Source organism: Streptomyces sp. TAA204 (genome assembly GCF_000424965.1).
Map to the genome: position 1 here is coordinate 69,182 of NZ_AUKW01000003.1, position 22,531 is coordinate 91,712.

Consider the following 22,531-nt stretch of genomic DNA (forward strand, 5'->3'; position numbering starts at 1 on the left):
CGAACCGGCCGCCCGCGTCGGCCCGTTCGGCCCGTTCGGCCCGTTCGGCGTTCAGCCGTACATGCGCCGCATCGCGAAGTCGACCATCTCCTCGACGGCCTTGGCGTCGAAGACCACCCGGTGCTCGCCCTCCATGTCCAGCACGAAGCCGTAGCCGGACGGAAGCAGGTCCAGCACCTCGGCGCCCGTGATCACGAAGTACCGGGACTCCTTGCCGGCGTAGCGGCGCAGCTCCTTGAGGGTGGTGAACATCGGGATCACCGGCTGCTGGGTGTTGTGCAGCGCGAGGAAGCCCGGGGTCTCGCCGCGCGGGCAGTAGACCTTCGAGGTGGAGAAGATCGACTGGAAGTCCTCGCTGGTCAGCGTCCCGTTGGTGAAGGCCTTCACCGTCTCGCGGAGGGAGGGCGGGGACGACGGCTCGGGGTAGAGCGGCGCTCCGTTGCCGTGCTGGCCGTGCTGGCCCTGCTGCCCGTGCTGCCCCTGCTGGCCGTAGGGAGGTGGGGCGGTCTGGTGGGCCATGTACTGCTGGTGTCCGTGCTGCTGCCCGCCGTGCTGATAGCCCTGCCCTGCGGACGCGGTCTGGTCGTAGCCGTACATAGGAGAAAGAGTAACCAGTCACAGTTGGCGGATTGGGGCTTGCTTCTTATTACCGACGGGTAGCATCATCGTAGGCAAGACACACTGACCACTTGTCCGGCGAGCGAGACCACACGGAGCCGTTGCCATGGGGCACTACAAGTCGAATCTCCGCGACATCGAGTTCAACCTCTTCGAGGTGCTCGGTCGCGACACGGTGTACGGCACCGGACCGTTCGCGGAGATGGACGTGGACACCGCCAAGAGCGTGCTGGCAGAGATCGCGCGCCTCGCGGAGAACGAACTGGCCGAGTCCTACGAGGACTCCGACCGCAACCCGCCCGTCTTCGACCCGGAGACCAACACCGCGCCCGTCCCCGCCGCGTTCAAGAAGAGCTACCAGGCGTACATGGACGCCGAGTGGTGGCGTCTGGGCATCCCGGAGGAGATCGGCGGCACCACGGCGCCGCGTTCGCTGCTGTGGGGCTTCGCCGAGACGATCCTCGGGGCCAACCCCGCCGTGTGGATGTACGCCTCCGGTCCGGCCTTCGCCGGTGTCATCCACGAGGAGGGCACCGAGGAGCAGATGAAGATCGCCAAGCTGATGGCGGAGAAGCAGTGGGGCTCCACCATGGTGCTCACCGAGCCGGACGCGGGCTCGGACGTGGGCGCCGGCCGCACCAAGGCCGTGCAGCAGGACGACGGCACCTGGCACATCGAGGGCGTCAAGCGCTTCATCACCTCCGGTGAGCACGACATGTCCGAGAACATCGTGCACTTCGTCCTCGCCCGCCCCGAGGGGCACGGCCCGGGCACCAAGGGCCTGTCCCTCTTCATCGTCCCGAAGTACGGCTTCGACTGGGACAGCGGTGAACTCGGCGAGCGCAACGGCGTCCACGCCACCAACGTCGAGCACAAGATGGGCCTGCGGGTCTCCAACACCTGCGAGATGACGTTCGGTGCCAACGCCCCCGCCAAGGGCTGGCTGCTGGGCGAGAAGCACGACGGCATCCGCCAGATGTTCAAGATCATCGAGTTCGCGCGGATGATGGTGGGCACGAAGGCCATCGCGACGCTCTCCACGGGCTACCTCAACGCCCTGGAGTACGCCAAGGAGCGCGTACAGGGCGCCGACCTGGCGCAGTTCACCGACAAGACCGCGCCCCGCGTCACCATCACGCACCACCCCGACGTGCGCCGCTCGCTGATGACGCAGAAGGCGTACGCGGAGGGCATGCGCTCGCTCGTGCTCTACACCGCGTCCGTGCAGGACGAGATCATGCTCAAGGAGTTCCGCGGTGAGGACGCCTCCGCTGCGCAGCGCATGAACGACCTCCTCCTGCCGATCGTGAAGGGCTACGGCTCCGAGAAGTCCTACGAGCAGCTCGCGCAGTCGCTCCAGACCCTCGGCGGCTCCGGCTATCTGCAGGAGTACCCGATCGAGCAGTACATCCGGGACGCCAAGATCGACACCCTCTACGAGGGCACCACCGCGATCCAGGGCCAGGACTACTTCTTCCGCAAGGTCGTCCGCGACCAGGGACAGGCCCTCACCACGCTGTCCGAGGAGATCAAGAAGTTCCTGGCCGAGGCACAGGGCGGCGAGGACCTGGCCGACGCACGCGAGGAGCTCTCCCGCGCGGCCGTGAACCTGGAGGCCATAGTCGGCACGATGCTGACCGACCTCGCCGCCACCGAGAAGGACGTCAAGTCCATCTACAAGGTCGGCCTCAACACCACGCGCTTCCTGCTCGCCTCCGGCGACGTCGTCATCGGCTACCTGCTGCTGCGCGGCGCGACGGTCGCGGCGGAGAAGCTCTCCGAGACCTCGGTGAAGCCCCTGTCCGCCAAGGACAGGGCCTTCTACGAGGGCAAGGTCGCCGCCGCGAAGTTCTTCGCCACATCCGTCCTGCCCTCGCTGGCGGTGGAGCGCGCGCTGGCCGAGAACATCGACGCGTCCGTGATGGAGCTGGACGAAGCGGCCTTCTGAGCCGCCTCGGACGACTCCCACACGCGGAACGTCCTTCTCCTCCCGTCGGGGAAGGGGAAGGACGTTCCGCCTTCGTATGCTGATCTCATGACCCCTAGCCCGCAGCAGCCCTCCACGGAGACCCCTCCGCCCGGCCCGGCCCGCGACCACAGCGACGGCCTCATCCGTTTCCTCTCGGCCTCGCCCACCCCGTACCACGCGGTGCGCAACGCGGCCGACTTGCTGGAAGAGGCAGGCTTCCGGCAGCTCGGCGAAGAGGACGCCTGGCCCGCATCCGGCTCCGAAGGGCAGCGGGAAGGCGGTGGCGCGACGCGCGGAGGGGGCCACTACGTGCTGCGCGGGGGCGCGCTGATCGCCTGGTACGTGCCGCCGGGCGCCGGTCCCGCGACGCCGTACCGCATCGTCGGGGCCCACACCGACTCGCCCAACCTGCGGGTCAAGCCCGTACCGGACTCCGGCAGCGGCGGCTGGCGCCAGATCGGTGTGGAGATCTACGGCGGCACGCTCCTCAACACCTGGCTCGACCGGGACCTCGGTCTGGCCGGACGCCTGAGCCTGCGCGACGGCTCGACACGGCTGGTGAACATCGACCGCCCGCTGCTGCGCGTACCCCAGCTCGCCGTCCACCTGGACCGCCAGGCCAACGACGGGCTCAAGCTCGACCGCCAGCGCCACATGACCCCCGTGTGGGGACTCGGGACGCCCGGCGAGGGCGAGTTGATCCGCTTCGTCGGCGAGCAGGCCGGCATCCCCGCCGAACAGATCACCGGCTGGGACCTGATGGTGCACAGCGTGGAACCGCCCGCCTATCTGGGCCGGGACGAGGAACTGCTGGCGGGCCCCCGCATGGACAACCTGCTGTCCGTGCACGCGGGGGCGGTCGCGCTGGCGGAGGCCGCCGGGCAGCAGGAACTGCCCGCCATCCCCGTACTGGCCGCCTTCGACCACGAGGAGAACGGCAGCCAGTCCGACACCGGCGCGGACGGGCCGCTCCTGGGAACGGTGCTGGAGCGTTCCGTCCGCACCCGGGGCGGCTCCTGGGAGGAGCGGGCACGCGCGCTGGCGGGAAGCGTCTGCTTCTCCTCGGACACCGGACACGCCGTGCACCCCAACTACCCCGAACGGCACGACCCCGGGCACCACCCGATGCCCAACGCCGGGCCGATCCTCAAGGTCAACGTCAACCAGCGCTACGCCACTGACGGCCCCGGCCGTGCCGTCTTCACCGCCGCGTGCGAGCGGGCAGGCGTGCCCTGGCAGGCGTTCGTCTCCAACAACGCGATGCCGTGCGGCACCACGATCGGGCCCATCACCTCCGCCCGGCACGGCATTTCGACGGTCGACATCGGTGTGGCGATCCTCTCGATGCACTCGGCACGCGAACTGTGCGGCGCCGAGGACCCCTACCTGCTCACCAGGTGCCTGGGCGGTTTCCTCAGCGGCTGACCGCCCGCAGCCGACCCCAACACAGGCCGCGAGAGAGGGAGTCCGGACGGGCACCCGCCGAGTCCCGGTCCCCGGCGCCGCGTTGGTCCGCCTCGCTGATTGACGCCGTCGACGGCGGGTACCCGGGCGATGTACGGACGCCAATCGGAGGCAGGGAACCATGGGCATCGTCTTCTGCATCGGCATGCTGGCGTTGGGAGCCATTCTCACGCTGGCCGTCGACTGGAACACGGACGTCGTCGATCTCAACGTGGTGGGCCTCGTACTGATCGCCGCCGGGCTCATCGGTCTCTCCGTCTACATCAGCATCTTCAAGCGGCGCAGGGCGGCGGCACCGATGGTCGTCGAGGAGGAGCGCCGCCACCTCGACTGAGCGCGCGCCGCCGGCAGACCCAAGCAACCGTCCCGCCGGGGTGGCACGAAGGCCCGCGTCTGATACATCTCCCGGTTCTGCCAGGTGCGGGACGGGCACACGGTGTGGCCGGGGCCCTACAACAGGGCGCCACCGGACACCTCGAGGCGCTGGGCGGTGACCCATCGCAGGTCCTCGGAGGCGAGCGCGGCAATCGCGTCGCCGATCTCCTGCGGTCGACCGACGCGGCCGAGCGCGGTCTGCGCGCTCAGTCCCTCGCGCATCTGCGCGTCGTCCCGCATGGCGCCGCCGTTGAAGTCGGTGGCTGTCGGCCCCGGCGCGACGGCGTTGACGCGGATCTCGCGCGCCCCCAGCTCCACGGCCAATGTCCGGCTGAGAACCTCGACCGCCGCCTTGGATGCCGAGTAGACCGAGGTGCCGGCACTGGTGTGGCGGCTGAGGGAGGAGGAGACGTTGATGATCTGTCCCCCGTCGGCCAGCAGGGGCGCAAGCGCCTGGGTGAGGAAGAAAGTGCCGCGCACGTTGGTGTCCATCACCGCGTCGAAGTCGTCGACCGTGACCGCTTCCAACGGTCCGAACAGCCCGATCCCGGCATTGTTGACCAGGACATCCAGCCGGGTCGCGTCCCAGCGCTCCAGTTGCGCAGCCAGGTGGGAGACGAAGGCGGGAAAGGAGGCCACGTCGCTGATGTCCAGCCGCAGCGCGGCAGCCGTGGCGCCGGATTCCTGAACGTTCTTGACCGTCTCCTCGGCCTCCTGCGCGTCGCCGCGGCAGGTGACGATGACGCGCAGCCCGTGCCGGGCCAGCGCCAGGGCCGTAGCCCGGCCCAGCCCGCGATTGCCGCCGGTCACCAATGCGATCTTGCCTGACTCCATGAGTGCTTCTCTTTCCGGAACGGAACGACGCCGGCTGGGAGTGCTCCCGCCGACCGAATGCGAGTCGAGTGACTCGCCTCCCTGACCACGTAAACATCCGCGCAGTGGCGAGTCAAGTGACTCGCCTCGTGATGAGTCATACTGATCCCATGACCGCAGGACTCTCCGCGCACCATCAACGACTCGCTCATCGCAAGCGCGAGGCGATCACCGCAGCGGCCACGAAGCTGTTCCTGGAACGGGGCTACGACGGGACCTCGCTGGCGAAGATCGCGCAGGAAGCGGCCGTCTCGAAGTCCACGCTGTTCAAGCAGTTCCCCACCAAGGCAGCGCTCTTCGAAGCCATCGTCACCGAGTACTGGAAGGGCGGGCCGGACCCGGCGGCCCCCGCGACGCAGCCCGGTGACCTGCGCGCCGGCCTGAGCACCATCGGCCGCCAGTACGCCGACCTGATCGGCCGGCCCGCGATGGCGGCCCTCTTCCGCATCGTCATCGCCGAACTGCCGCGCTTCCCGGAACTGGGACGGGCTCAGTTCGAGCTGGGCAAGCTGCCCTACTTCATCTCCGTCCAGCACTACCTGGAGGCCCAGCACGCCGCGGGCACTGCGGTGGTACCCGACGCGGAGAGCGCCACCAACCAGTTCCTCGGCATGATCGCCAACTACGTCCTGTGGCCGCGGATGCTGCTCGCCGGCTGGAGCCCCCCACCTGCCGACGTCGGTCACGCGGTCGACGAGGCGGTCACGACGATGCTCGCCCGCTACGGCCGCAGCGCCAACGACTCGCAGCACTCCTGAGGGCTCCGGCGCCACTGCGGGTGCGGACGGCGCCCGCCCCCGGAGCCCCGGAACTCTGCGGGGGCTGCCGGTCAGTGCCGCTCAGTTCGGGGGCGGCGCGTACGCGTGCGTGTGAAGCCATGTTCGACGGCGACGTTCCCGCCCCGGGTGCGCATTCCGCGGGCATCCGGGGAAGGCGTGACCCTATGAGATACCTCGTACGTGAACGGATCTTCGGCATCGGCGACGACTTCTGGATCGACGACGAGCACGGGGAGCACGCCTTCCTCGTGGACGGGAAGGCGCTGCGGGTACGGCAGACCTTCGAACTCAAGGACGTGCGGGGGGACGTCGTCGCGGTCATCCGGAAGAGGATGGTCAGTCTCCGGTCGACGATGGAGGTGGAGCGCGACGGGGAGACGGTCGTCACGGTGCGCAAGAAGCGGTTCACGCCGCTGCGCAACAGGTTCCGGGCCGAGCTCGCCGGCGGTGGGCGCCTGACGGTGCACGGGAGCGTCCTCGACAAGGAGTACGACATCGAGTACGACGGGAGGCGGGCAGCCCGCATCTCACGCAAGTGGTTCCGGGTGCGGGACACCTATGCCGTCGAGATCGAGCACCCGGACACCGACGTGGCGATGCTGCTGTCGGTCGCGGTCTGCGTCGACGCGCTTGCGGGCGACGACTGAGGGCGGCCCCGCGCGGGGGCGCGGCACTGCCGGGCCACGGGTGCGGCGGGTGCGGGTGCATGCGGCGGGTGCGGCCAACTGCCGTACCCGGCAAGAGAATTGAGGGCTTCGTCCGGTTCCGTGCGCATCTGCGCCGAACAGGTGCGCACAGTACCACCGTCGATGCGCTGGAGCGGGACGAATGGGCCTAGCATCGTCAGTCAAAAGCACTGCCGGGCTGCCCTCGCGCAGCGTAACTTGAGAGCACCGCACCCAGACCGCGAACGTCCGTACCGCCCGAGGGGTCTCGTGACCGACCATCCAAGCCTTCAGCCATACGTCGACGCCTGGACCGAGTCCATCGAAGCGATATCAGAACTGGTGAGTCCGCTCGCCGAGGGCGAGTGGAACCGGCGGACCGCCTGCCCGGGGTGGTCGGTCAGGGACGTGGTCTCCCACATCATCGGTATGGAGTGCGAGCTTCTGGGCGATCCGCGGCCGATCCACACCCTGCCCCGCGACCTCTACCACGTCGTCGACGAGCCGAGCCGGCACATGGAGATCCAGGTCGACGTGCGGCGGCACCACACCGGTCCGGAGATGACCAGCGAGCTGGAGTACACGATCATCCGCCGCTCCCGGCAGCTGCGGAACGAGAAGCGCACCCCGGACACCGAGGTGCGGGACATCATGCCGGGCGGTTCGAAGGTCACCCTCGAACACCAGATGCGGTTGCGGGCGTTCGACGTGTGGGTGCACGAACAGGACCTGCGCCGGGCTCTGAACACACCGGGGAACCTCGACTCCGCGGGCGCCGGCGTCGCACGTGACCTGTTCACGCTCGGACTGCCGAAGGTGGTCGCGAAGAAGGCGGCGGCCCCGCCCCACACGGCGGTCGTCTTCGACGTCAGCGGACCGCTGGAGTTCATGCGTACGGTCCGGGTGGACGCGGACGGCCGGGGCACGGTCGACGGCAGCCCGTCCCTGGGCCCCGCGGTGACGTTCTCGATGGACTGGGAGACGTACGTGCGGCTCGCAGCCGGGCGCGTACGTCCCGACGCCGTCCCGGACCAGGTGAAGATCGAGGGCGATTCGAAGCTGGCCAAGTCGATCCTGGACAACTTCGCCGTCACCCCGTGACGGCGGAAGCCGACGTCACCTCGCGCAGAAGCGGCTCCCGCACCCTCACGCGGGAGAGTTCGCCGCCGCGCCGCCCGTGAAATCCTGCGGGCGGCGCGCTGCGTGAGACCCCGGCCGTCCCCCGGCGCGTCCGTCCCCGGCACGTCCCCCGCCGCGCGCTACACGGGGACGTGCACGGCCTCCACCCTGCTGGCCACCACTCGTTCACGCTCGCGGCGGTGCGCGCTCGGGCGCAGCCGCAGGATCTGCGTCACGCCCAGCGCCTGCAGCACGAAGACGCACGCGAATGCGATCCGGAAGCTGCCCCCGGTCAGATCCAGCAGAACGCCGACCACCAGAAGTGTCGTCATCGATGCGGTGAAACCGCCCATGTTGACGATCCCGGAGGCCGTGCCCTGCCGCTCCGGCGGATTGGCCGGACGGGCGAAGTCGAAGCCGATCATGGAGGCGGGTCCGCAGGCCCCCAGCACCGAACACAGCAGCACCAGCAGCCACATCGGTGCCTCTCCGGGCCACAGCAGAACCATGGCCCACACCACGGCCGTCACCGCGACCGTACCGAGAGCGAGCGGTGCGCGGGCGGCGTGGTGGCGGGCTATGACCTGCCCGTAGACGAGCCCGACGACCATGTTCGCCAGCACGACGAGGGTGAGGAGTTCACCCGCGGCGGCACGGCTCAGTCCGTGCCCCTCGACCAGGAACGGCATCCCCCACAGCAGCAGGAAGACCATCCCGGGGAACTGGGTGGTGAAGTGCACCCACATGCCCAGACGTGTGCCCGGCTCCCGCCAGGCCCGCCGGATCTGACGGCGTACGTAGCCGCCGCCCAGGTGCGGTGCGGGCTCCGGTTCGTACCCCTCGGGGTGGTCCTTGAGGAAGACCACGACGAGCACGAGGATCAGCACTCCGGCCAGCGCGCTGCCCGCGAAGGTCGGCGTCCAGCCGAAGGTGCCCAGCACCCGCGCGAGCACCAGCGTGGTCACCAGGTTCCCGGCCATGCCGATGAGCCCGGCGACCTGGGCGATGATCGGGCCGCGCCGGGCGGGGAACCAGCGCGAGCCCAGCCGCAGCACGCTGATGAAGGTCATCGCGTCGCCGCAGCCCAGCAGCGCGCGGCAGGCCAGTGCCGCCGCGTAGGAGTCCGAGAACGCGAAGCCGAACTGGCCGGCGGTGAAGAGCACCACGCCCAGCGTGAGTACCTTCTTCGTGCCCAGCCGGTCCACGAGCAGCCCGACCGGTATCTGCATACCGGCGTAGACGAGCAGCTGGAGGATGGAGAAGGTCGAGAGAGCCGAGGCGTTGATGTCGAAGCGCTCGGTGGCGTCGAGAGCGGCGACACCGAGGCTGGTGCGGTAGGTGATGGCGACGAAGTAGACGGTGACGCCCAGGCCCCACACGGCGACGCCGCGGGCACCGCCGGGCGGGTCGCCCCGGAAGGGGACGGCCGGGGAGGTGGCAGCGGTCACCGCGCACCACCGTGCACCAGGTGCCGCACCCAGGTCACATGGCGGCGTACGGCTCCGGCGGCGGCCTCGGCGTCCCCGGCGCGCACCGCCTCCATGATCTCGGCGTGTTCGGCGATGCTCTTGGCGATCCGCTCGGGCTGTGCGTGCATCATGGCGACGCCCATCCGCAGCTGCCGGTCGCGGAGTTGGTCGTAGAGACGGGTGAGGATCTCGTTGCCCGTGCTTCTGACTATCTCCGCGTGGAAGCAGCGGTCGCTCACGGCGAAGGCTGTCAGGTCGCCCGCCTCGGCGTGTGCGCGCTGCTCGGCGAGCAGTTCCTCCAGGCGGGCGGTGAGCCCGGCGTGCGCCTCCTCGGAGGACTTGCGCGCGGCGTGCTGCTCGACCAGCAGCCGTGTCTCGACGACGTCGGTGATCTCCTGCGCCGACACGGGCAGGACGAGGGCGCCCTTCTTGGGGTAGAGCTTGATGAGCCCCTCGACCTCCAGGCGGAGCAGCGCCTCCCGCACGGGGGTACGCGATACGCCGACGGCCTCGGCGAGTTCGCCCTCGGTCAGCAGCATCCCGCCTTCGTAGCGCCGGTCGAGCACGGCCCGCTTGACGTGCGTGTAGACGCGCTCGGCGGCGGGCGGCTGCCGGAGCGCGCCGGTGGTGAGATCGGTGGAACCGGTGACGGAAACTGGCATGTGCACAGCTTAGATACAAGACAGATGGATGGGGTGACGCGTCCGCGATGCGGACGGCGGGTGGCTGACAGGGCAGGGGAGCCATGGACAGGACAGCTGCGGGCAGGGCAGGGCGCACACGAGTGCCGGGCACCTCCCGGTGAGGGAGATGCCCGGCATCGCGGACGTCTTGGACACGCCGGCCGTCAGCCCATGGGTCCTGTCAGTCCATGGGTCCTTCAGGCCGACGGGCCCGGGTCTTCAGGTCCGGTCATCAGGTCCGGGTCATCAGGTCCAGGTCATCAGACGCTTCGGGTGCTCCAGCACCGCCGCGACGTCCGCGAGCACCTTCGATCCCAACTCCCCGTCCACCAGGCGGTGGTCGAAGGAGAGCGCGAGAGTCGTCACGTCACGCGGCTTGACCTTGCCCTTGTGCACCCACGGCTGCTGACGCACCTGGCCGAAGGCGAGGATCGCCGACTCCCCGGGGTTGAGGATGGGCGTGCCGGTGTCGACACCGAAGACGCCGACGTTGGTGATCGTGACCGTGCCGCCCTGCATCGCAGCCGGGCTGGTCTTGCCCTCACGGGCCGTGGCCACCAACTCCCCGAGTGCCTCCGCCAGTTCGGGAAGGGTCCTGGCCTGGGCGTCCTTGATGTTGGGGACGATCAGACCGCGCGGTGTGGCCGCGGCGATACCCAGATTGACGTAACCCTTCTGGACGATCTCCCCGTTCGCCTCGTCCCAGGAGGCGTTGGCCTCCGGGTGACGGCGCAGGGCGACCAGGAACGCCTTGGCGACCAGCAGCAGCGGATTGACCCGCAGCCCCTGCATGTCAGGGTCCTGCTTCAGCTCCCGCACGAGCTTCATCGTCCGCGTCACGTCCACGGTGACGAACTCCGTGACGTGCGGCGCCGTAAACGCACTGTTGACCATGGCCTGCGCCGTGGCCTTGCGTACGCCGCGCACCGGCACCCTGGTCTCACGGGTCTCCGCACCGCCGGCCACCGCCTCTGCACCGGCCGACTCGCCCGGCGTCACCCCGGGCGACGAGGGCTGCCGCGGCGGAGCGGCGGGCGCGGGGACGGACGGGGCGGGCGCGGCCGCGGCGTGCACGTCCTCGCGCGTGATGACGCCCTCGGGGCCGGTCGGTATCACCGACGTCAGGTCGATGCCCAGGTCCTTGGCGAGCTTGCGGACCGGCGGCTTGGCCAGCGGCCGCGATCCTGTGGGCAGGCCGTTCGGCGTGACGCCGGTGACGTCGGTGACGGCTGACGGCTCCCCGTGGCCGTTCAACTCCCGCTGCACGGCCTCCTGCACGGAGGCCGGCGCAGACTCCCGCGGTGCACCGGCCGCGCCCGCGGTGCCCACGCCCGCGCCTCCGCCGCCCTGTGCGCCGGGCTGCTTGCGCGGCCGCCGCCGGGTCGGCGACTCGGCGACGCCGTAGCCGACGAGCACGGGCTGCCGCTTCTCACCCTCACCCGCGGGCGCGTCCCCGGCGGAGGGCGGCGCGGCAGGCGGCGCGGCGGGCGCCTCGGCCTCCGCCTGTGTGCCGCCGGCGCCGCCCAGCGGCCCCGCGGACGGATCGGTGTCCACGGAGATGATCGCTGTACCGACGTCCACCGTGGTGCCTTCGGTGAAGCGCAGCTCGTGCACGGAGCCGTTGAACGGGATGGGAAGTTCGACGGCGGCCTTGGCCGTCTCGACCTCGCAGACGACCTGGCCGTCCGCGACCGTGTCACCGGCCTGGACGTACCACTTGAGGATCTCTGCCTCCGTGAGCCCCTCGCCCACATCGGGCATCTTGAACTCACGGATACGGGTCGCGCTCTCAGTCATCGTCACGACTCTCCTCAGTACGCCAGCGCGCGGTCGACGGCATCGAGCACCCTGTCCAGACCCGGAAGGTACTCGTCCTCCAGCCGGGCCGGCGGATACGGCGCGTGGAACCCGCCCACGCGCAGCACCGGAGCCTCCAGGTGGTAGAAGCACCTCTCGGTGATCCTGGCGGCCACCTCCGAACCCGTTCCCAGGAAGACGGGGGCCTCATGCACCACCACAAGCCTGCCGGTTTTCTCCACGGACTTCTGGAGAGTGTCGAAGTCGATCGGCGACATGGAGCGCATGTCGACCACTTCGAGGGAGTGCCCCTCCTCCTGCGCAGCTGTCGCCGCCTCCAGGCAGGTCTTCACCATCGGCCCGTAGGCCGCGAGTGTGACGTCGCTGCCCTGCCGGGCGACCCGGGCGGCGTGCAGGGGAGCCGGAATGGCGGAGACGTCCACCTCGCCCTTGTCCCAGTAGCGGCGCTTGGGCTCGAAGAAGATGACGGGGTCGTCGCTCTCGATGGCCTGGCGCATCATCCAGAAGGCGTCCGAGGAGTTCGACGGCGAGACGCACTTGAGCCCGGCCACATGCGCGAACAGTGCCTCCGGCGACTCGCTGTGGTGCTCGACGGCGCCGATGCCGCCCGCGTAGGGGATACGGATGACGACCGGGAGCTTGATCTTGCCCAGGGCGCGCGCGTGCATCTTCGCGAGCTGCGTGACGATCTGGTCGTACGCCGGGAAGACGAAACCGTCGAACTGGATCTCCACGACCGGACGGTAGCCCCGCAGCGCGAGCCCGATCGCGGTACCGACGATGCCGGACTCGGCCAGCGGGGTGTCGATGACCCGCTGCTCCCCGAAGTCCTTCTGCAGACCGTCGGTGATGCGGAAGACACCGCCGAGCTTGCCGACGTCCTCCCCCATGATCAGGACCTTCGGGTCGTTCTCCATCGACGTGCGCAGCGCGTTGTTGAGCGCCTTGGCGATGGGCATCTTGCGTACGTCCGGGCCCGTCCCGCCGGAGGAAGCGGCGGCGGGAGCGGCGGTGGAAGCGGCGGCGGCCATGTCAGCGGCCCTCCTCGGCGGACTCGGCGAAGGACTCCAGATACTCGGCGAACTGAGCGCGCTCCTCGTCGACCAGCGCGTGCCCGTCCGCGTAGACGTTCTCGAAGATCGCCATGGTGTCGGGGTCGGGCATGGTGCGGATGGCTTCCCGCACATGCTTGCCCATGGCCTCGCTCTCCTCCTCGAGGGCGGCGAAGAACTCCGGTTCCGCCAGCCCGTCCTTCTCCAGATACGCGCGCAGCCGGGCGATGGGGTCCTTGGCCTCCCACTCCGCACGCTCCTCGTCCTGACGGTAGCGGGTGGGGTCGTCGGAGGTGGTGTGCGCGCCCATCCGGTACGTGAACGCCTCGACCAGCATGGGGCCTTCGCCGCCCCGGGCCCGCTCCACGGCGGCACGCGTGACGGCGAGACAGGCCAGCACGTCGTTGCCGTCGACCCGTACACCGGGGAAGCCGTAGCCCCTCGCGCGCTGGTAGAGAGGGACCCGCGACTGGCGTTCGGCGGGCTCGGAGATCGCCCACTGGTTGTTCTGGCAGAAGAAGACGACGGGCGCGTTGTAGACCGCGGAGAAGGTGAACGCCTCGGCCACGTCGCCCTGCGAGGACGCGCCGTCGCCGAAGTAGGCGATGACGGCGGAGTCGGCGCCGTCCAGGTTGATGCCCATGCCGTAGCCCGTGGCGTGCAGCACCTGGGAGCCGATGACGATCGTGTAGAGGTGGAAGTTGTTGCTCGCGGGGTCCCAGCCGCCGTTGTTCACACCCCGGAACATGCCGAGGAGCTTGGTCGGGTCCACTCCGCGGCACCAGGCGACGCCGTGCTCGCGGTAGGTGGGGAAGACGTAGTCGTCGTCACGCAGCGCCCGCCCGGAGCCGATCTGCGCGGCCTCCTGGCCCAGCAGCGAGGCCCACAGGCCCAGTTCGCCCTGCCGCTGGAGGGAGGTCGCCTCGGCGTCGAAGCGCCGGGTCAGCACCATGTCGCGGTAGAGGCCGCGCAGTTCCTCGGCGGAGAGGTCGATGGCGTAGTCCGGGTGCTCCACCCGCTCGCCCTCGGGGGTCAGCAGCTGCACGAGCTCCGTGCCGGTGGCCTCGGCCTGCTGCGCGGAAGGACGGGCCTTTCGCGTGCCGCCCGGCTTCCCCGCCGTCCGCGTCTTCGCGGGCTGCTTGCGCGCCGCCGCCGTCCCGGACGCCCGTCCTGCCTCGGCCGTCTTGGCGGCCTTGGCGGTCTTGGCGGGCTTCGCCGCCTTGGCGGTCTTGGCGGCCTTGGGCGTCTTGCGCTCCGCACCCGGCGCGGCTGCCGCAGCGGCCGTACCGCCGGCCCCGTTCTGCGCGGACGGCGTCCTCTTGCCGGCGCCCTTGCCTCCGGTGCTGCTGCGGCGCGGTTTGCTGCGCGCGGCAGTGCTCTCCACGGTCACGTGTGCTCCTCTTCTGTCCGGCCTCCGGGGTCGCCGGGTGGCCTGGGGATCCCCCGCCCCTCGGGCGGAGGGAGGCTCGCCCGGTCCCGTACGGCGCACGGGGTGGGTGCGTCACGGACGGTGACCGAGCGGTGACTTGAAAACTCGGTCGAGGCCCGATGCAGCCGTGCCCAAGTCTCCATACATGCATGAAACTGCCCTGACCTGCAACTTTGCTCGGATTTCCAACTAAGCCAGCCGGTGGTCCGAACGAGCCGGAGAATCAGGGACATCACTGGTCACGGCCTCAGGGGCCTCGTGGACCCCTGCACGGTATCCCGCGGCTGCGGAATGCGGGAAGGGCGGAGCGGGGACCAGTGTGTGAGACTGAAAAAATGGAAGAAAGCAGGCATATCAGCGTCTTCCTCCTCGACGACCACGAGGTCATCCGCAGGGGTGTGCACGAGTTGCTGTCGGCGGAACCCGACATCGAGGTGATCGGCGAGACGGACAGCGCCTCCGAAGCCCTCGAACGCATCCCCGAGGCCGGGCCCGACGTGGCCGTGCTCGACGTACGGCTCCCCGACGGCAGCGGCATCGAGGTCTGCCGGGAACTGCGCTCACGCGACCAGGACATCGCCTGCCTGATCCTCACCTCCTTCCCGGACGAGGAGGCACTCCTGCACGCCGTGATGGCGGGCGCGGCCGGCTACGTGCTGAAGGGCATCCGCGGCAAGGAACTGCAGAACGCCGTGCGGGAGGCGGCCGCGGGGCGGGTGATGCTGGATCCGGCCGCCGCGCGGCGCGCGGTGGAGCGGCTGCGGGACGGTGCCGCGCGCCGTACGGACGACCCCCTCAACGCCCTCACGGACCAGGAGCGCCGAATCCTCGACCTGATCGCCGAAGGGATGACCAACAGGGCCATCGGGGACGAGCTGAACCTGGCCGAGAAGACGATCAAGAACTATGTGTCCCAGCTCCTGGCGAAGCTGGGAATGGAGCGCAGGACGCAGGCGGCCGCCTACCTCGCGCGGAGGCAGGCGGCACGCGAGGAGCCCGCGGAGTGAGCCCGGCGGCGGAGTGAGCAGGGGCGGCAGGGCGTGCCGCCCTCAGGACGGCACACGCCCTGCGTCCCGGGTCCGGACGCAGGGCGTTGACGCCGCCCGCACCCTGCGGACCGCTCAGTCCTCGGCTTCGCCCCCGCCGGAGGTGGTGGCGCCGTTCTCGCCGCCGCCCTGGTCTCCGCCGGATGTGTCCTCCGAGGGCGGGTCGTCCGGAGGACTGCTGCCGCCGGACGAACCGCCGCTGCTGGTCCCGCCACTGCCGCCCGAGCTGGTCTCTGTCGGAGTGCCGCTCGGTTCCTCCGACGGGGTGGTCTCGGTCTCGCTCGGAGTCTGCGAAGGCGTCTGGGACGGAGTGACGTCACCGGTGTCGCCGGTGCTGGAGCCCGGCTCCTCCTCGGTCTCGGTCGGCGTCACCGAGGGCTCTTCGGTGGTCTCCTCATCCTTCGGCTCCGAGGTCGAGGAGTCCGGCTTGACGTCGTTGTTCCCGTTGTCCCCGCCGAAGGGGCCCGCCAGGTAGATGCCCGCCGCGACGGCCATCACGGCGAGGAAGGCGACGAGGGCGTACTTGACACCGTTGCCCCGGCGCCTGTCGTCGCCGCGCGGTCCGCCGTCGAAGCCGCCGTCGTCCCGGTCGGGACGGCCCATCAGCATCGGCGGCGCGAACTGCGAGGTGTCGCCGTGCCCGGGGTGCCGGCGTGCGTCGGCACCCGGGACGCCCATGGCCGGAGTGGCGCCGCCCGCGTGCGCGACGGGGCCCGTGTTCCACAGCCCGCCGGTGTGGCCGCCCTGCTCGTGCAGCATCTGCAGCCCGTACTGCGCCAGGCCGCGCATCTCCTCCGCGCTCTGGAACCGGTCGTCCGGGTCCTTCGCCAGCGCCCGCATCACCAGACCGTCCAGCTCCGGCGGCACGTTGTCCGAGACCTCGGACGGCAGCACCGCCTCGTCCTGTACGTGCTGGTAGACGACCGAGAGCGGGGTCTCACCGGTGAACGGCGGGCGGAGGGCGAGGAGTTCGTAGAGCAGGCAGCCGGTGGCGTACAGGTCCGAGCGGATGTCGACGGTCTTACCGAGGGCCTGCTCGGGGGAGAGGTACTGCGGGGTGCCCATGACCATGCCGGTCTGCGTCATGGTGTTGGAGGCCCCGTGCAGGGCGCGCGCGATGCCGAAGTCCATCACCTTGACCGCGCCGGTGTTGGTGATGATGACGTTGGCCGGCTTGATGTCACGGTGCACGATGCCGTGCTGGTGGCTGTAGGCCAGGGCCTCCAGCACACCGGAGACGATGATCAGCGCCTGGTCGGGCGGGGGCGCTTCGGCGTTCAGCAGGAGGTCGCGGATCGTGCGGCCCTCGACCAGCTCCATCACGATGTACGGCGTGAGGTTGCCGCCCATCATGTCCTCGCCGGAGTCGTAGACCGCGACGACGGAGTGGTGGTTGAGGCCGGCCACGGACTGCGCCTCACGCGTGAAGCGGGCCTTGGAGACCGGGTCCTCGGCGAGATCGGAGCGCAGGAGCTTGACCGCGACCGTACGGCCGAGACGGAGGTCCTCGGCCGCGAAGACCTCTGCCATGCCGCCGCGTCCGAGGCGGTACGAGAGGCGGTAGCGGCCGTCGCCGACGAGTCCGTTGTTGCCCCAGAACTCCGGCGAATCGGCCATGGAGCCGCCCACGGCGTCGGGGTCCGGTGGACCCCCGCCGGCCTGCGTCTGTGCCATTGGTCCTCGCCGTGAGTCGGTAATGCCGTGGGTCGCGCGGGTGCGTACTCCCCTGACATCCGGCCCACCCTGGCTCGCGCCGGGGACGCCCCGCTCCGCTTCGGAGGCTACAGGCTCGGAGAGTTGCATGGGCGGGACGGGGAACAGCCATCAAATCGGCTGCGGTACCCGGCTGGCAAATTCGCAGGCGGGCGGCGCCCGGCACGCGGTTCGCGCCCGCTGCCGCTGTGACGGACCGCACTGAGCGCAAGAGCAGCGCCGCACCGATGTCGGAACAGTTGTGGCAAGAGCTTGCGCATCCGGTTACGGAACGGGCACTGAACTTGACGTGGGGGAGCCCTCCGGCAGACTTGGGCGAGAATCGGGATCAGTGAGATCCCGGAACCACCGGATCTGCGGGGCCGGAAACTGCCCCTGAAGACATCTGCGCGGGGGCGTGCCGCCGAGGGGGAAGCAGTCAGATGAGCGACGACGGCGGACAGTCAGCCGCGCAGTATGTGGGCCGTACGGTCGGAGGCGGACGCTTCCAGTTGCAGAGCCTGCTCGGGGCCGGCGGCATGGCATCGGTCTACCTCGCCTACGACTCCGTGCTCGACCGCCGCGTCGCGGTGAAGACGCTGCACACCGAACTCGGCCGCGAGCAGTCCTTCCGTGAACGCTTCCGGCGCGAGGCCCAGTCCGTCGCCAAGCTCACGCACACCAACATCGTCTCGGTCTTCGACTCCGGCGAGGACGAGATCGACGGCGCGCTCGTGCCCTACATAGTCATGGAGTACGTCGAGGGCAAACCCCTGCGCAACGTACTGGACGAGGACATCGCGCAGTACGGCGCGATGCCCACCGAGAAGGCCATGAAGATCACCGGCGATGTGCTGGCAGCCCTCGAGGTCAGTCACGAAATGGGCCTGGTGCACCGGGACATCAAGCCCGGAAACGTGATGATCACCAAGCGCGGCGTGGTCAAGGTCATGGACTTCGGCATCGCACGCGCCATGCAGTCCGGTGTGACGTCGATGACACAGACCGGCATGGTCGTCGGCACCCCGCAGTACCTCTCGCCGGAACAGGCGCTGGGGCGCGGTGTGGACGCCCGCTCCGACCTCTACTCGGTCGGCATCATGCTCTTCGAACTGCTGACCGGCCGGCTCCCCTTCGACGCGGACTCCCCCCTCGCCATCGCGTACGCGCATGTGCAGGAGGAGCCGCCGCGGCCCTCCTCGATCAATCAGACGGTGCCGCCCGCCGTAGACGCGCTCGTGGCGCGGACGCTGAAGAAGAACCCCAACGAGCGTTTCCCGTCGGCAGAGATGATGCACGAGGAGTGCTCCCGCATCGGCGGCACCGGCGCGGCCTCGGGCGCCACCCCGGTCATCGTCGCCGGCGGGCCCGCCGCGCAGAGCGGTGCCGGAGTCGGCCAGGCGGTCTTCCCGCCGGTCAACGAGGCGGGCACCCCGCCGCCCAACAGCGCCCAGCAGCCCTACCAGCAGCAGTTCGGCGGCTTCGGGCCTTCCACCCCGCCGCCGCCGAGCCACACCCCGATGGGGCAGTACGGCCACGGCGGGCCCTACGGCGCCCAGCAGGGCGGTGCGCACACGCCGCCGCCGTACACGCTCTCCCCGACTCCGTCAGGCAACGGCGGGGGGAAGAACAACACCGGCGTGATCGTCGGTTCGGTGATCGCGGCGGTCGTCGTGGTGGTCGCGGTGATCGTCACGCTCGTGGTGGTTCAGGGCGGGGACGAGAAGAAGACGCCGGTGACCAAGCCGACCCCGTCCGCGACCGAGGGATCGGCCGAGCCCGGCACGGAATCGGGCGGGGGCGAGGAAGAGGAAGGCGACTTCAAGCCCGAGGACAAGTCGAAGACGATCGAGTCCACCCGGTGCGAGAACGCTTCCGACAGCTACTCCGACAAGGGCAAGAAGATCCTGCCGGACTTCACCTACAAGAACCTCTCGTCGGTGAAGGAGTGCATCCGGGAGGCCGGCTGGAAGCTCGGTGACGTCTCGTACGAGGACGAGAACATCTGGGGCAAGAACATGGTCCTGGAGCAGTCCCCCGACGGCATCGACTCCTTCGACCCCAAGAAGGACGAGATCGAACTGACGGTCTCCACAGGCAAGCCCGGCGACTGACGACGCCCGGCAGGAGGGCGCCCACACGCGACGCGTGGGGGCGCCCTCCTGCTGTGTGCTGGTCACCGATGACCAGCACCGGTGACCAGCACGGTGACCAGCACCGGTGGTCAGCGCCTCCGGCCGCGTGGCCCCGTCAGGCCGGCCTGCGCACCTCCACCGTGCGGAAGCGGTCGGAGACGAACGCACCGTCGCACAGGGCCGCGTTGGCCGCGGGGTTGCCGCCGGAGCCGTGGAAGTCCGAGAAGGCCGCGGTCTGGTTGACGTACACCCCGCCCGTGAGATTGAGCGAGAGCTGCGCGCACTCCTCCAGGCAGGCGTCCTCGATCATCCGCTCGGCCTCCGGCGAGGTCGTGTACGCGCCCACCGTCATCGCGCCCTTCTCCCGCACGGTGCGCCGCAGCAGGGCCACCGCGTCCGCCGTGGACTCGACAGCGACGGCGAAGGAGACCGGCCCGAAGCACTCCGAGAGACAGACGGACTCCGCCTCCGGCTTGGCGGCCTCCAGCTTGAGGATGACGGGCGTACGCACCGTCGCGCCGGGGAAGTCGGGGTGTTCGACCGAGCGTGAGGCCAGGGCGACTTCGCCCAGCGAGGGCGCCGACTCGACGCGCTCACGCACCTGTTGGCTGACGATGGCACCGAGGACGGCGTTGGCCCGCGCGTCGTCGCCGAGCAGCTTCTCCACGGCGGTGGCCAGATCGGCGACCACCTCGTCGTAGGACTTCTCCCCCGCGTCCGTGGAGATACCACCCCGGGGGATGAGCAGGTTCTGCGGCGTGGTGCACATCTGGCCGCTGTAGAGCGAGAGGGAGAAGGCCAGATTGCCCAGCATGCCCCTGTAGTCGTCGGTGGAGTCGACGATCACCGTGTTGACCCCGGCCTTCTCGGTGAAGACACGGGCCTGGCGGGCGTTGCTCTCCAGCCAGTCCCCGAAGGCCGTCGAGCCGGTGTAGTCGATGATGCGGATCTCGGGCCGCACAGCCAGTTCCTTGGCGATGCCTTCGCCCTCCCGCTCGGCGGCCAGCGCGACCAGGTTCGCCTCGAACCCCGCCTCGGAGAGCACCTCACGGGCGATGCGCACCGTCAGCGCAAGCGGCAGCACCGCACGCGGATGCGGCTTGACCAGCACCGGATTACCCGTGGCGAGGGAGGCGAAGAAGCCCGGATAGCCGTTCCAGGTGGGGAAGGTGTTGCATCCGACGAGCAGGGAGATGCCCCTGCCCACGGGGGTGAAGTGCTTGCTGAGGTCGAGCGGGTCGCGCTTGCCCTGCGGCTTGGACCAGTCGGCCGCCGCGGGGGTGCGGACCTGCTCCTCGTAGGCGTAGGCCACCGCCTCCATGCCGCGGTCCTGGGCGTGCGGCCCGCCCGCCTGGAAGGCCATCATGAACGCCTGCCCGCTGGTGTGCATCACCGCGTGCGCGAACTCGTGCGTACGGGCGCTGATACGGGCCAGGATCTCCAGGCACACCGCGGCCCGCGTCTCCGGGCCCGCCGCGCGCCAGGCCGGCATCGCCTCACGCATCGCGGGGAGCAGCACGTCCAGATCGGGGCGGGGATACTCGATGCCCATCTCCAGCCCGTAGGGCGAGACTTCACTCGACACCCAGCCGCTCTCCGGACCGGTCGTGCCGGGCTGCCCCTCGATCTCGAAGCGGCTGCCGCGCAGGGCGTCGAAGGCGGCCTGGCCCTGCCCGGCGCTCAGCGAGCCGGCCGCGCCCGACTCGCCGCCGTACGCCTTGGGGTGCTCCGGGTGCGGCGACCAGTACTCCCGGCTGCGGATCACCTCCAGGGCCCGGTCGAGCGTGGGGCGGTGCCTCTCGACCAGTTGGGCCGCGGAGAGCGGAGCGCTGCCGGCCGTGGTCACGGATGCGGTCACAGGTGCGGTCACGAACGACCAACTCCTCGTCGAGCTGGGTGGCTGGGTGAGTGGGTGGTGGGTGGCTGGCGCTGTGCGGATCTTGCTCAGGTCACTGAACTCGCCGGACTCGCTGGACTCGCTGAACGAGCCCGGCCCGCCGGTCCTGCGGCTCGTGCACAACACCGGGGTAGCGGGGGCTGTACGCGGTGCACGGGCTGTCGGGCTTCCGGCGACAGGTAGATACTGCTACCGAACGATCGGTCGGGGCAAGGGGGACCGGAAGGCTGTGGATAACGTGGATAGCATCGGCGGCATGCCGGCCAAGCGCGACACCTACACGCCCGATTCGCTGCTCAAGGTCGCCGTGGAGGTGTTCATCGAGCGCGGCTACGACGGCACCTCCATGGAGCACCTGTCACAGGCCGCGGGCATCTCCAAGTCCTCGATCTACCACCACGTACGGGGCAAGGAGGAGCTGCTGCGCCGCGCGATAAGCCGCGCGCTCAACGGCCTCTTCGGCGTCCTGGACGAACCGCGGTCCCGCGAGGGGCGCGCGATCGACCGGCTGGAACACGTCACCCGCCGCACGGTCGAGGTGCTGATGACGGAGCTGCCGTACGTGACCCTGCTGCTGCGCGTGCGCGGCAACACCGACACCGAGCGGTGGGCCATGGCACGCCGCCGCGAGTTCGACCAGCGGGTCTCGGAGCTGCTCAAGCAGGCCGCCGCGGACGGCGACCTGCGCGCCGACGTGGACGTGCGGCTGGCGACCCGGCTGCTCTTCGGAATGATCAACTCCATCGTGGAGTGGTACCGGCCGGGGCGCGCGGGCCGCGGCGGCTCGGCCAGCAGCGAGGAGGTCGCCGAGGCCGTCGTGCGCACCGCCTTCTCCGGTCTGCGCAACTGACCTCCCCGGCCCGGACGCGGCCGCGCGCGGCTCAGATCTCCGGTTCGAGGTCGGTCTCCTCGAAGACCAGCAGCGTGCGTGTGCTGATGACCTCCGGGATCGCCTGGATCCTGGTCAGCACCAGGTCCCTCAGCGACCGGTTGTCCGCCGTGTGCACCAGCAGCAGGACGTCGAAGTCCCCGCTGACGAGCGCCATGTGCGCGGCCCCCGGCAGTTGCAGCAACTTCTCGCGGACACTGCGCCAGGAGTCCTGCACGATCTTGAGCGTGATGTAGGCCGAGGCCCCCTGCCCCGCGCGCTCCTCGTCGATCCGGGCGCTGAAGCCCCGTATCACCCCGTCGTCCACCAGTCGGTTGATGCGGGCGTAGGCGTTGGCACGTGAGATGTGCACCTGCTCGGCGAGCGCGCGGACGGACAGACGGCCGTCCGCGCGCAGCAGGCGCAGGATGTCCCTGTCGACGGGATCGAGCGGGCGGGCGGGAGGGCGCGCGTCTGCTTCGTCGTAGGTGTGGCGCGGGCCCGGACCGCCGAGGCCCTCGGAGTCGCCGGCCGAATCGGCAATCTGTCCGTCCGGCATGCCCCGCGGCCTCCCCTCGAT

At 70.0% G+C, this 22,531-nt stretch carries 19 protein-coding genes; 9 read left to right on the plus strand and 10 right to left on the minus strand.

All coding sequences use genetic code 11. The features are described from left to right. Positions 1 to 51 precede the first annotated feature (51 nt). Positions 52 to 597 carry an SseB family protein gene (locus H343_RS0105985; protein ID WP_028430402.1) on the minus strand — a complete coding sequence of 182 codons (546 nt, stop codon included), beginning with the start codon at positions 595 to 597 and terminating at the stop codon, positions 52 to 54. Between the two features lie 127 nt (positions 598 to 724). Between H343_RS0105985 and H343_RS0105990 the strand changes: the two genes are divergently transcribed. The 3 genes from H343_RS0105990 (at position 725) to H343_RS0106000 (ending at position 4,385) form a co-directional block, all read left to right on the plus strand. Next, entirely contained in the window at positions 725 to 2,566 is a 1,842-nt protein-coding gene (locus H343_RS0105990; RefSeq protein WP_028430403.1) for an acyl-CoA dehydrogenase, read from the plus strand. Positions 2,567 to 2,653: 87 nt separating this feature from the next. Then, positions 2,654 to 4,012 carry a M18 family aminopeptidase gene (locus H343_RS0105995; RefSeq protein WP_028430404.1) on the plus strand — a complete coding sequence of 453 codons (1,359 nt, stop codon included), beginning with the start codon at positions 2,654 to 2,656 and terminating at the stop codon, positions 4,010 to 4,012. A 160-nt stretch (positions 4,013 to 4,172) separates the two neighbouring features. Further along, positions 4,173 to 4,385, plus strand: a complete 213-nt coding sequence (locus tag H343_RS0106000; RefSeq protein WP_028430405.1) for a DUF6458 family protein — start codon at positions 4,173 to 4,175, stop codon at positions 4,383 to 4,385. A gap of 116 nt (positions 4,386 to 4,501) precedes the next feature. Here H343_RS0106000 and H343_RS0106005 read toward each other — a convergent pair whose 3' ends face one another. Then, positions 4,502 to 5,260 (minus strand): SDR family oxidoreductase, encoded by a 759-nt coding sequence (locus tag H343_RS0106005; RefSeq protein WP_028430406.1) that lies wholly within the window; start codon positions 5,258 to 5,260, stop codon positions 4,502 to 4,504. A gap of 149 nt (positions 5,261 to 5,409) precedes the next feature. Between H343_RS0106005 and H343_RS0106010 the strand changes: the two genes are divergently transcribed. From H343_RS0106010 to H343_RS0106020, 3 genes are all read left to right on the plus strand, one after another. Further along, entirely contained in the window at positions 5,410 to 6,057 is a 648-nt protein-coding gene (locus tag H343_RS0106010; RefSeq protein WP_028430407.1) for a TetR/AcrR family transcriptional regulator, read from the plus strand. A gap of 185 nt (positions 6,058 to 6,242) precedes the next feature. Then, on the plus strand, positions 6,243 to 6,725 hold the full coding sequence (locus tag H343_RS0106015) for an LURP-one-related family protein (protein ID WP_028430408.1): 483 nt from the start codon (positions 6,243 to 6,245) through the stop codon (positions 6,723 to 6,725). A gap of 288 nt (positions 6,726 to 7,013) precedes the next feature. Then, positions 7,014 to 7,844 carry a maleylpyruvate isomerase family mycothiol-dependent enzyme gene (locus H343_RS0106020; protein WP_028430409.1) on the plus strand — a complete coding sequence of 277 codons (831 nt, stop codon included), beginning with the start codon at positions 7,014 to 7,016 and terminating at the stop codon, positions 7,842 to 7,844. Positions 7,845 to 8,002: 158 nt separating this feature from the next. Here the strand turns inward: H343_RS0106020 and H343_RS0106025 are convergent, their stop codons facing one another. The 5 genes from H343_RS0106025 to pdhA form a co-directional block, all read right to left on the minus strand. Continuing rightward, a complete protein-coding gene (locus H343_RS0106025) occupies positions 8,003 to 9,310 on the minus strand; it encodes an MFS transporter (RefSeq protein ID WP_028430410.1) in 1,308 nt (435 codons plus the stop codon). Beyond that, the gene (locus tag H343_RS0106030) at positions 9,307 to 9,993 is read right to left on the minus strand and encodes a GntR family transcriptional regulator (RefSeq protein ID WP_028430411.1); all 687 of its coding nucleotides are present in this window, start codon (positions 9,991 to 9,993) and stop codon (positions 9,307 to 9,309) included. The genes H343_RS0106025 and H343_RS0106030 overlap by 4 nt, the downstream gene beginning before the upstream one ends. A gap of 267 nt (positions 9,994 to 10,260) precedes the next feature. Beyond that, the gene (locus tag H343_RS0106035) at positions 10,261 to 11,811 is read right to left on the minus strand and encodes a dihydrolipoamide acetyltransferase family protein (protein WP_028430412.1); all 1,551 of its coding nucleotides are present in this window, start codon (positions 11,809 to 11,811) and stop codon (positions 10,261 to 10,263) included. 14 nt (positions 11,812 to 11,825) lie between these two features. Next, a complete protein-coding gene (locus H343_RS0106040; RefSeq protein WP_028430413.1) occupies positions 11,826 to 12,791 on the minus strand; it encodes an alpha-ketoacid dehydrogenase subunit beta in 966 nt (321 codons plus the stop codon). Positions 12,792 to 12,864: 73 nt separating this feature from the next. Further along, complete coding sequence (gene pdhA, locus H343_RS0106045; RefSeq protein WP_028430414.1) at positions 12,865 to 14,274, minus strand: pyruvate dehydrogenase (acetyl-transferring) E1 component subunit alpha; 1,410 nt, start codon at positions 14,272 to 14,274, stop codon at positions 12,865 to 12,867. A gap of 374 nt (positions 14,275 to 14,648) precedes the next feature. Between pdhA and H343_RS0106050 the strand changes: the two genes are divergently transcribed. Continuing rightward, complete coding sequence (locus H343_RS0106050) at positions 14,649 to 15,320, plus strand: response regulator transcription factor (RefSeq protein ID WP_028430415.1); 672 nt, start codon at positions 14,649 to 14,651, stop codon at positions 15,318 to 15,320. Positions 15,321 to 15,434: 114 nt separating this feature from the next. On the opposite strand, the gene H343_RS0106055 is transcribed toward H343_RS0106050, so the two are convergent. Beyond that, positions 15,435 to 17,033 carry a protein kinase domain-containing protein gene (locus tag H343_RS0106055; protein ID WP_028430416.1) on the minus strand — a complete coding sequence of 533 codons (1,599 nt, stop codon included), beginning with the start codon at positions 17,031 to 17,033 and terminating at the stop codon, positions 15,435 to 15,437. A gap of 461 nt (positions 17,034 to 17,494) precedes the next feature. Here H343_RS0106055 and H343_RS0106060 point away from each other — a divergent pair, with 461 nt between their 5' ends. Further along, positions 17,495 to 19,165 carry a protein kinase domain-containing protein gene (locus H343_RS0106060; protein ID WP_028430417.1) on the plus strand — a complete coding sequence of 557 codons (1,671 nt, stop codon included), beginning with the start codon at positions 17,495 to 17,497 and terminating at the stop codon, positions 19,163 to 19,165. Between the two features lie 136 nt (positions 19,166 to 19,301). Here H343_RS0106060 and paaN read toward each other — a convergent pair whose 3' ends face one another. Then, a complete protein-coding gene (gene paaN / locus H343_RS0106065) occupies positions 19,302 to 21,056 on the minus strand; it encodes a phenylacetic acid degradation protein PaaN (protein ID WP_486586801.1) in 1,755 nt (584 codons plus the stop codon). A gap of 283 nt (positions 21,057 to 21,339) precedes the next feature. On the opposite strand from paaN, the gene H343_RS0106070 reads away from it, so the two are divergent. Continuing rightward, positions 21,340 to 21,933, plus strand: coding sequence for a TetR-type transcription factor C-terminal domain-containing protein (locus tag H343_RS0106070; protein ID WP_028430419.1), 594 nt, complete (start codon positions 21,340 to 21,342; stop codon positions 21,931 to 21,933). Between the two features lie 31 nt (positions 21,934 to 21,964). Here the strand turns inward: H343_RS0106070 and H343_RS0106075 are convergent, their stop codons facing one another. Next, positions 21,965 to 22,510 (minus strand): Lrp/AsnC family transcriptional regulator, encoded by a 546-nt coding sequence (locus H343_RS0106075; RefSeq protein WP_028430420.1) that lies wholly within the window; start codon positions 22,508 to 22,510, stop codon positions 21,965 to 21,967. Positions 22,511 to 22,531: the final 21 nt, after the last annotated feature.

What these genes read in the sequence shown, in the direction of transcription:
- H343_RS0105985 (WP_028430402.1), bottom strand. Translation starts at nt 597, where the DNA reads ATGTACGGCTACGACCAGACCGCGTCCGCAGGGCAGGGCTATCAGCAC.
- H343_RS0105990 (WP_028430403.1), top strand. Translation starts at nt 725, where the DNA reads ATGGGGCACTACAAGTCGAATCTCCGCGACATCGAGTTCAACCTCTTC.
- H343_RS0105995 (WP_028430404.1), top strand. Translation starts at nt 2,654, where the DNA reads ATGACCCCTAGCCCGCAGCAGCCCTCCACGGAGACCCCTCCGCCCGGC.
- H343_RS0106000 (WP_028430405.1), top strand. Translation starts at nt 4,173, where the DNA reads ATGGGCATCGTCTTCTGCATCGGCATGCTGGCGTTGGGAGCCATTCTC.
- H343_RS0106005 (WP_028430406.1), bottom strand. Translation starts at nt 5,260, where the DNA reads ATGGAGTCAGGCAAGATCGCATTGGTGACCGGCGGCAATCGCGGGCTG.
- H343_RS0106010 (WP_028430407.1), top strand. Translation starts at nt 5,410, where the DNA reads ATGACCGCAGGACTCTCCGCGCACCATCAACGACTCGCTCATCGCAAG.
- H343_RS0106015 (WP_028430408.1), top strand. Translation starts at nt 6,243, where the DNA reads ATGAGATACCTCGTACGTGAACGGATCTTCGGCATCGGCGACGACTTC.
- H343_RS0106030 (WP_028430411.1), bottom strand. Translation starts at nt 9,993, where the DNA reads ATGCCAGTTTCCGTCACCGGTTCCACCGATCTCACCACCGGCGCGCTC.
- H343_RS0106035 (WP_028430412.1), bottom strand. Translation starts at nt 11,811, where the DNA reads ATGACTGAGAGCGCGACCCGTATCCGTGAGTTCAAGATGCCCGATGTG.
- H343_RS0106040 (WP_028430413.1), bottom strand. Translation starts at nt 12,791, where the DNA reads ATGCCCATCGCCAAGGCGCTCAACAACGCGCTGCGCACGTCGATGGAG.
- H343_RS0106050 (WP_028430415.1), top strand. Translation starts at nt 14,649, where the DNA reads ATGGAAGAAAGCAGGCATATCAGCGTCTTCCTCCTCGACGACCACGAG.
- H343_RS0106055 (WP_028430416.1), bottom strand. Translation starts at nt 17,033, where the DNA reads ATGGCACAGACGCAGGCCGGCGGGGGTCCACCGGACCCCGACGCCGTG.
- H343_RS0106060 (WP_028430417.1), top strand. Translation starts at nt 17,495, where the DNA reads ATGAGCGACGACGGCGGACAGTCAGCCGCGCAGTATGTGGGCCGTACG.
- H343_RS0106070 (WP_028430419.1), top strand. Translation starts at nt 21,340, where the DNA reads ATGCCGGCCAAGCGCGACACCTACACGCCCGATTCGCTGCTCAAGGTC.
- H343_RS0106075 (WP_028430420.1), bottom strand. Translation starts at nt 22,510, where the DNA reads ATGCCGGACGGACAGATTGCCGATTCGGCCGGCGACTCCGAGGGCCTC.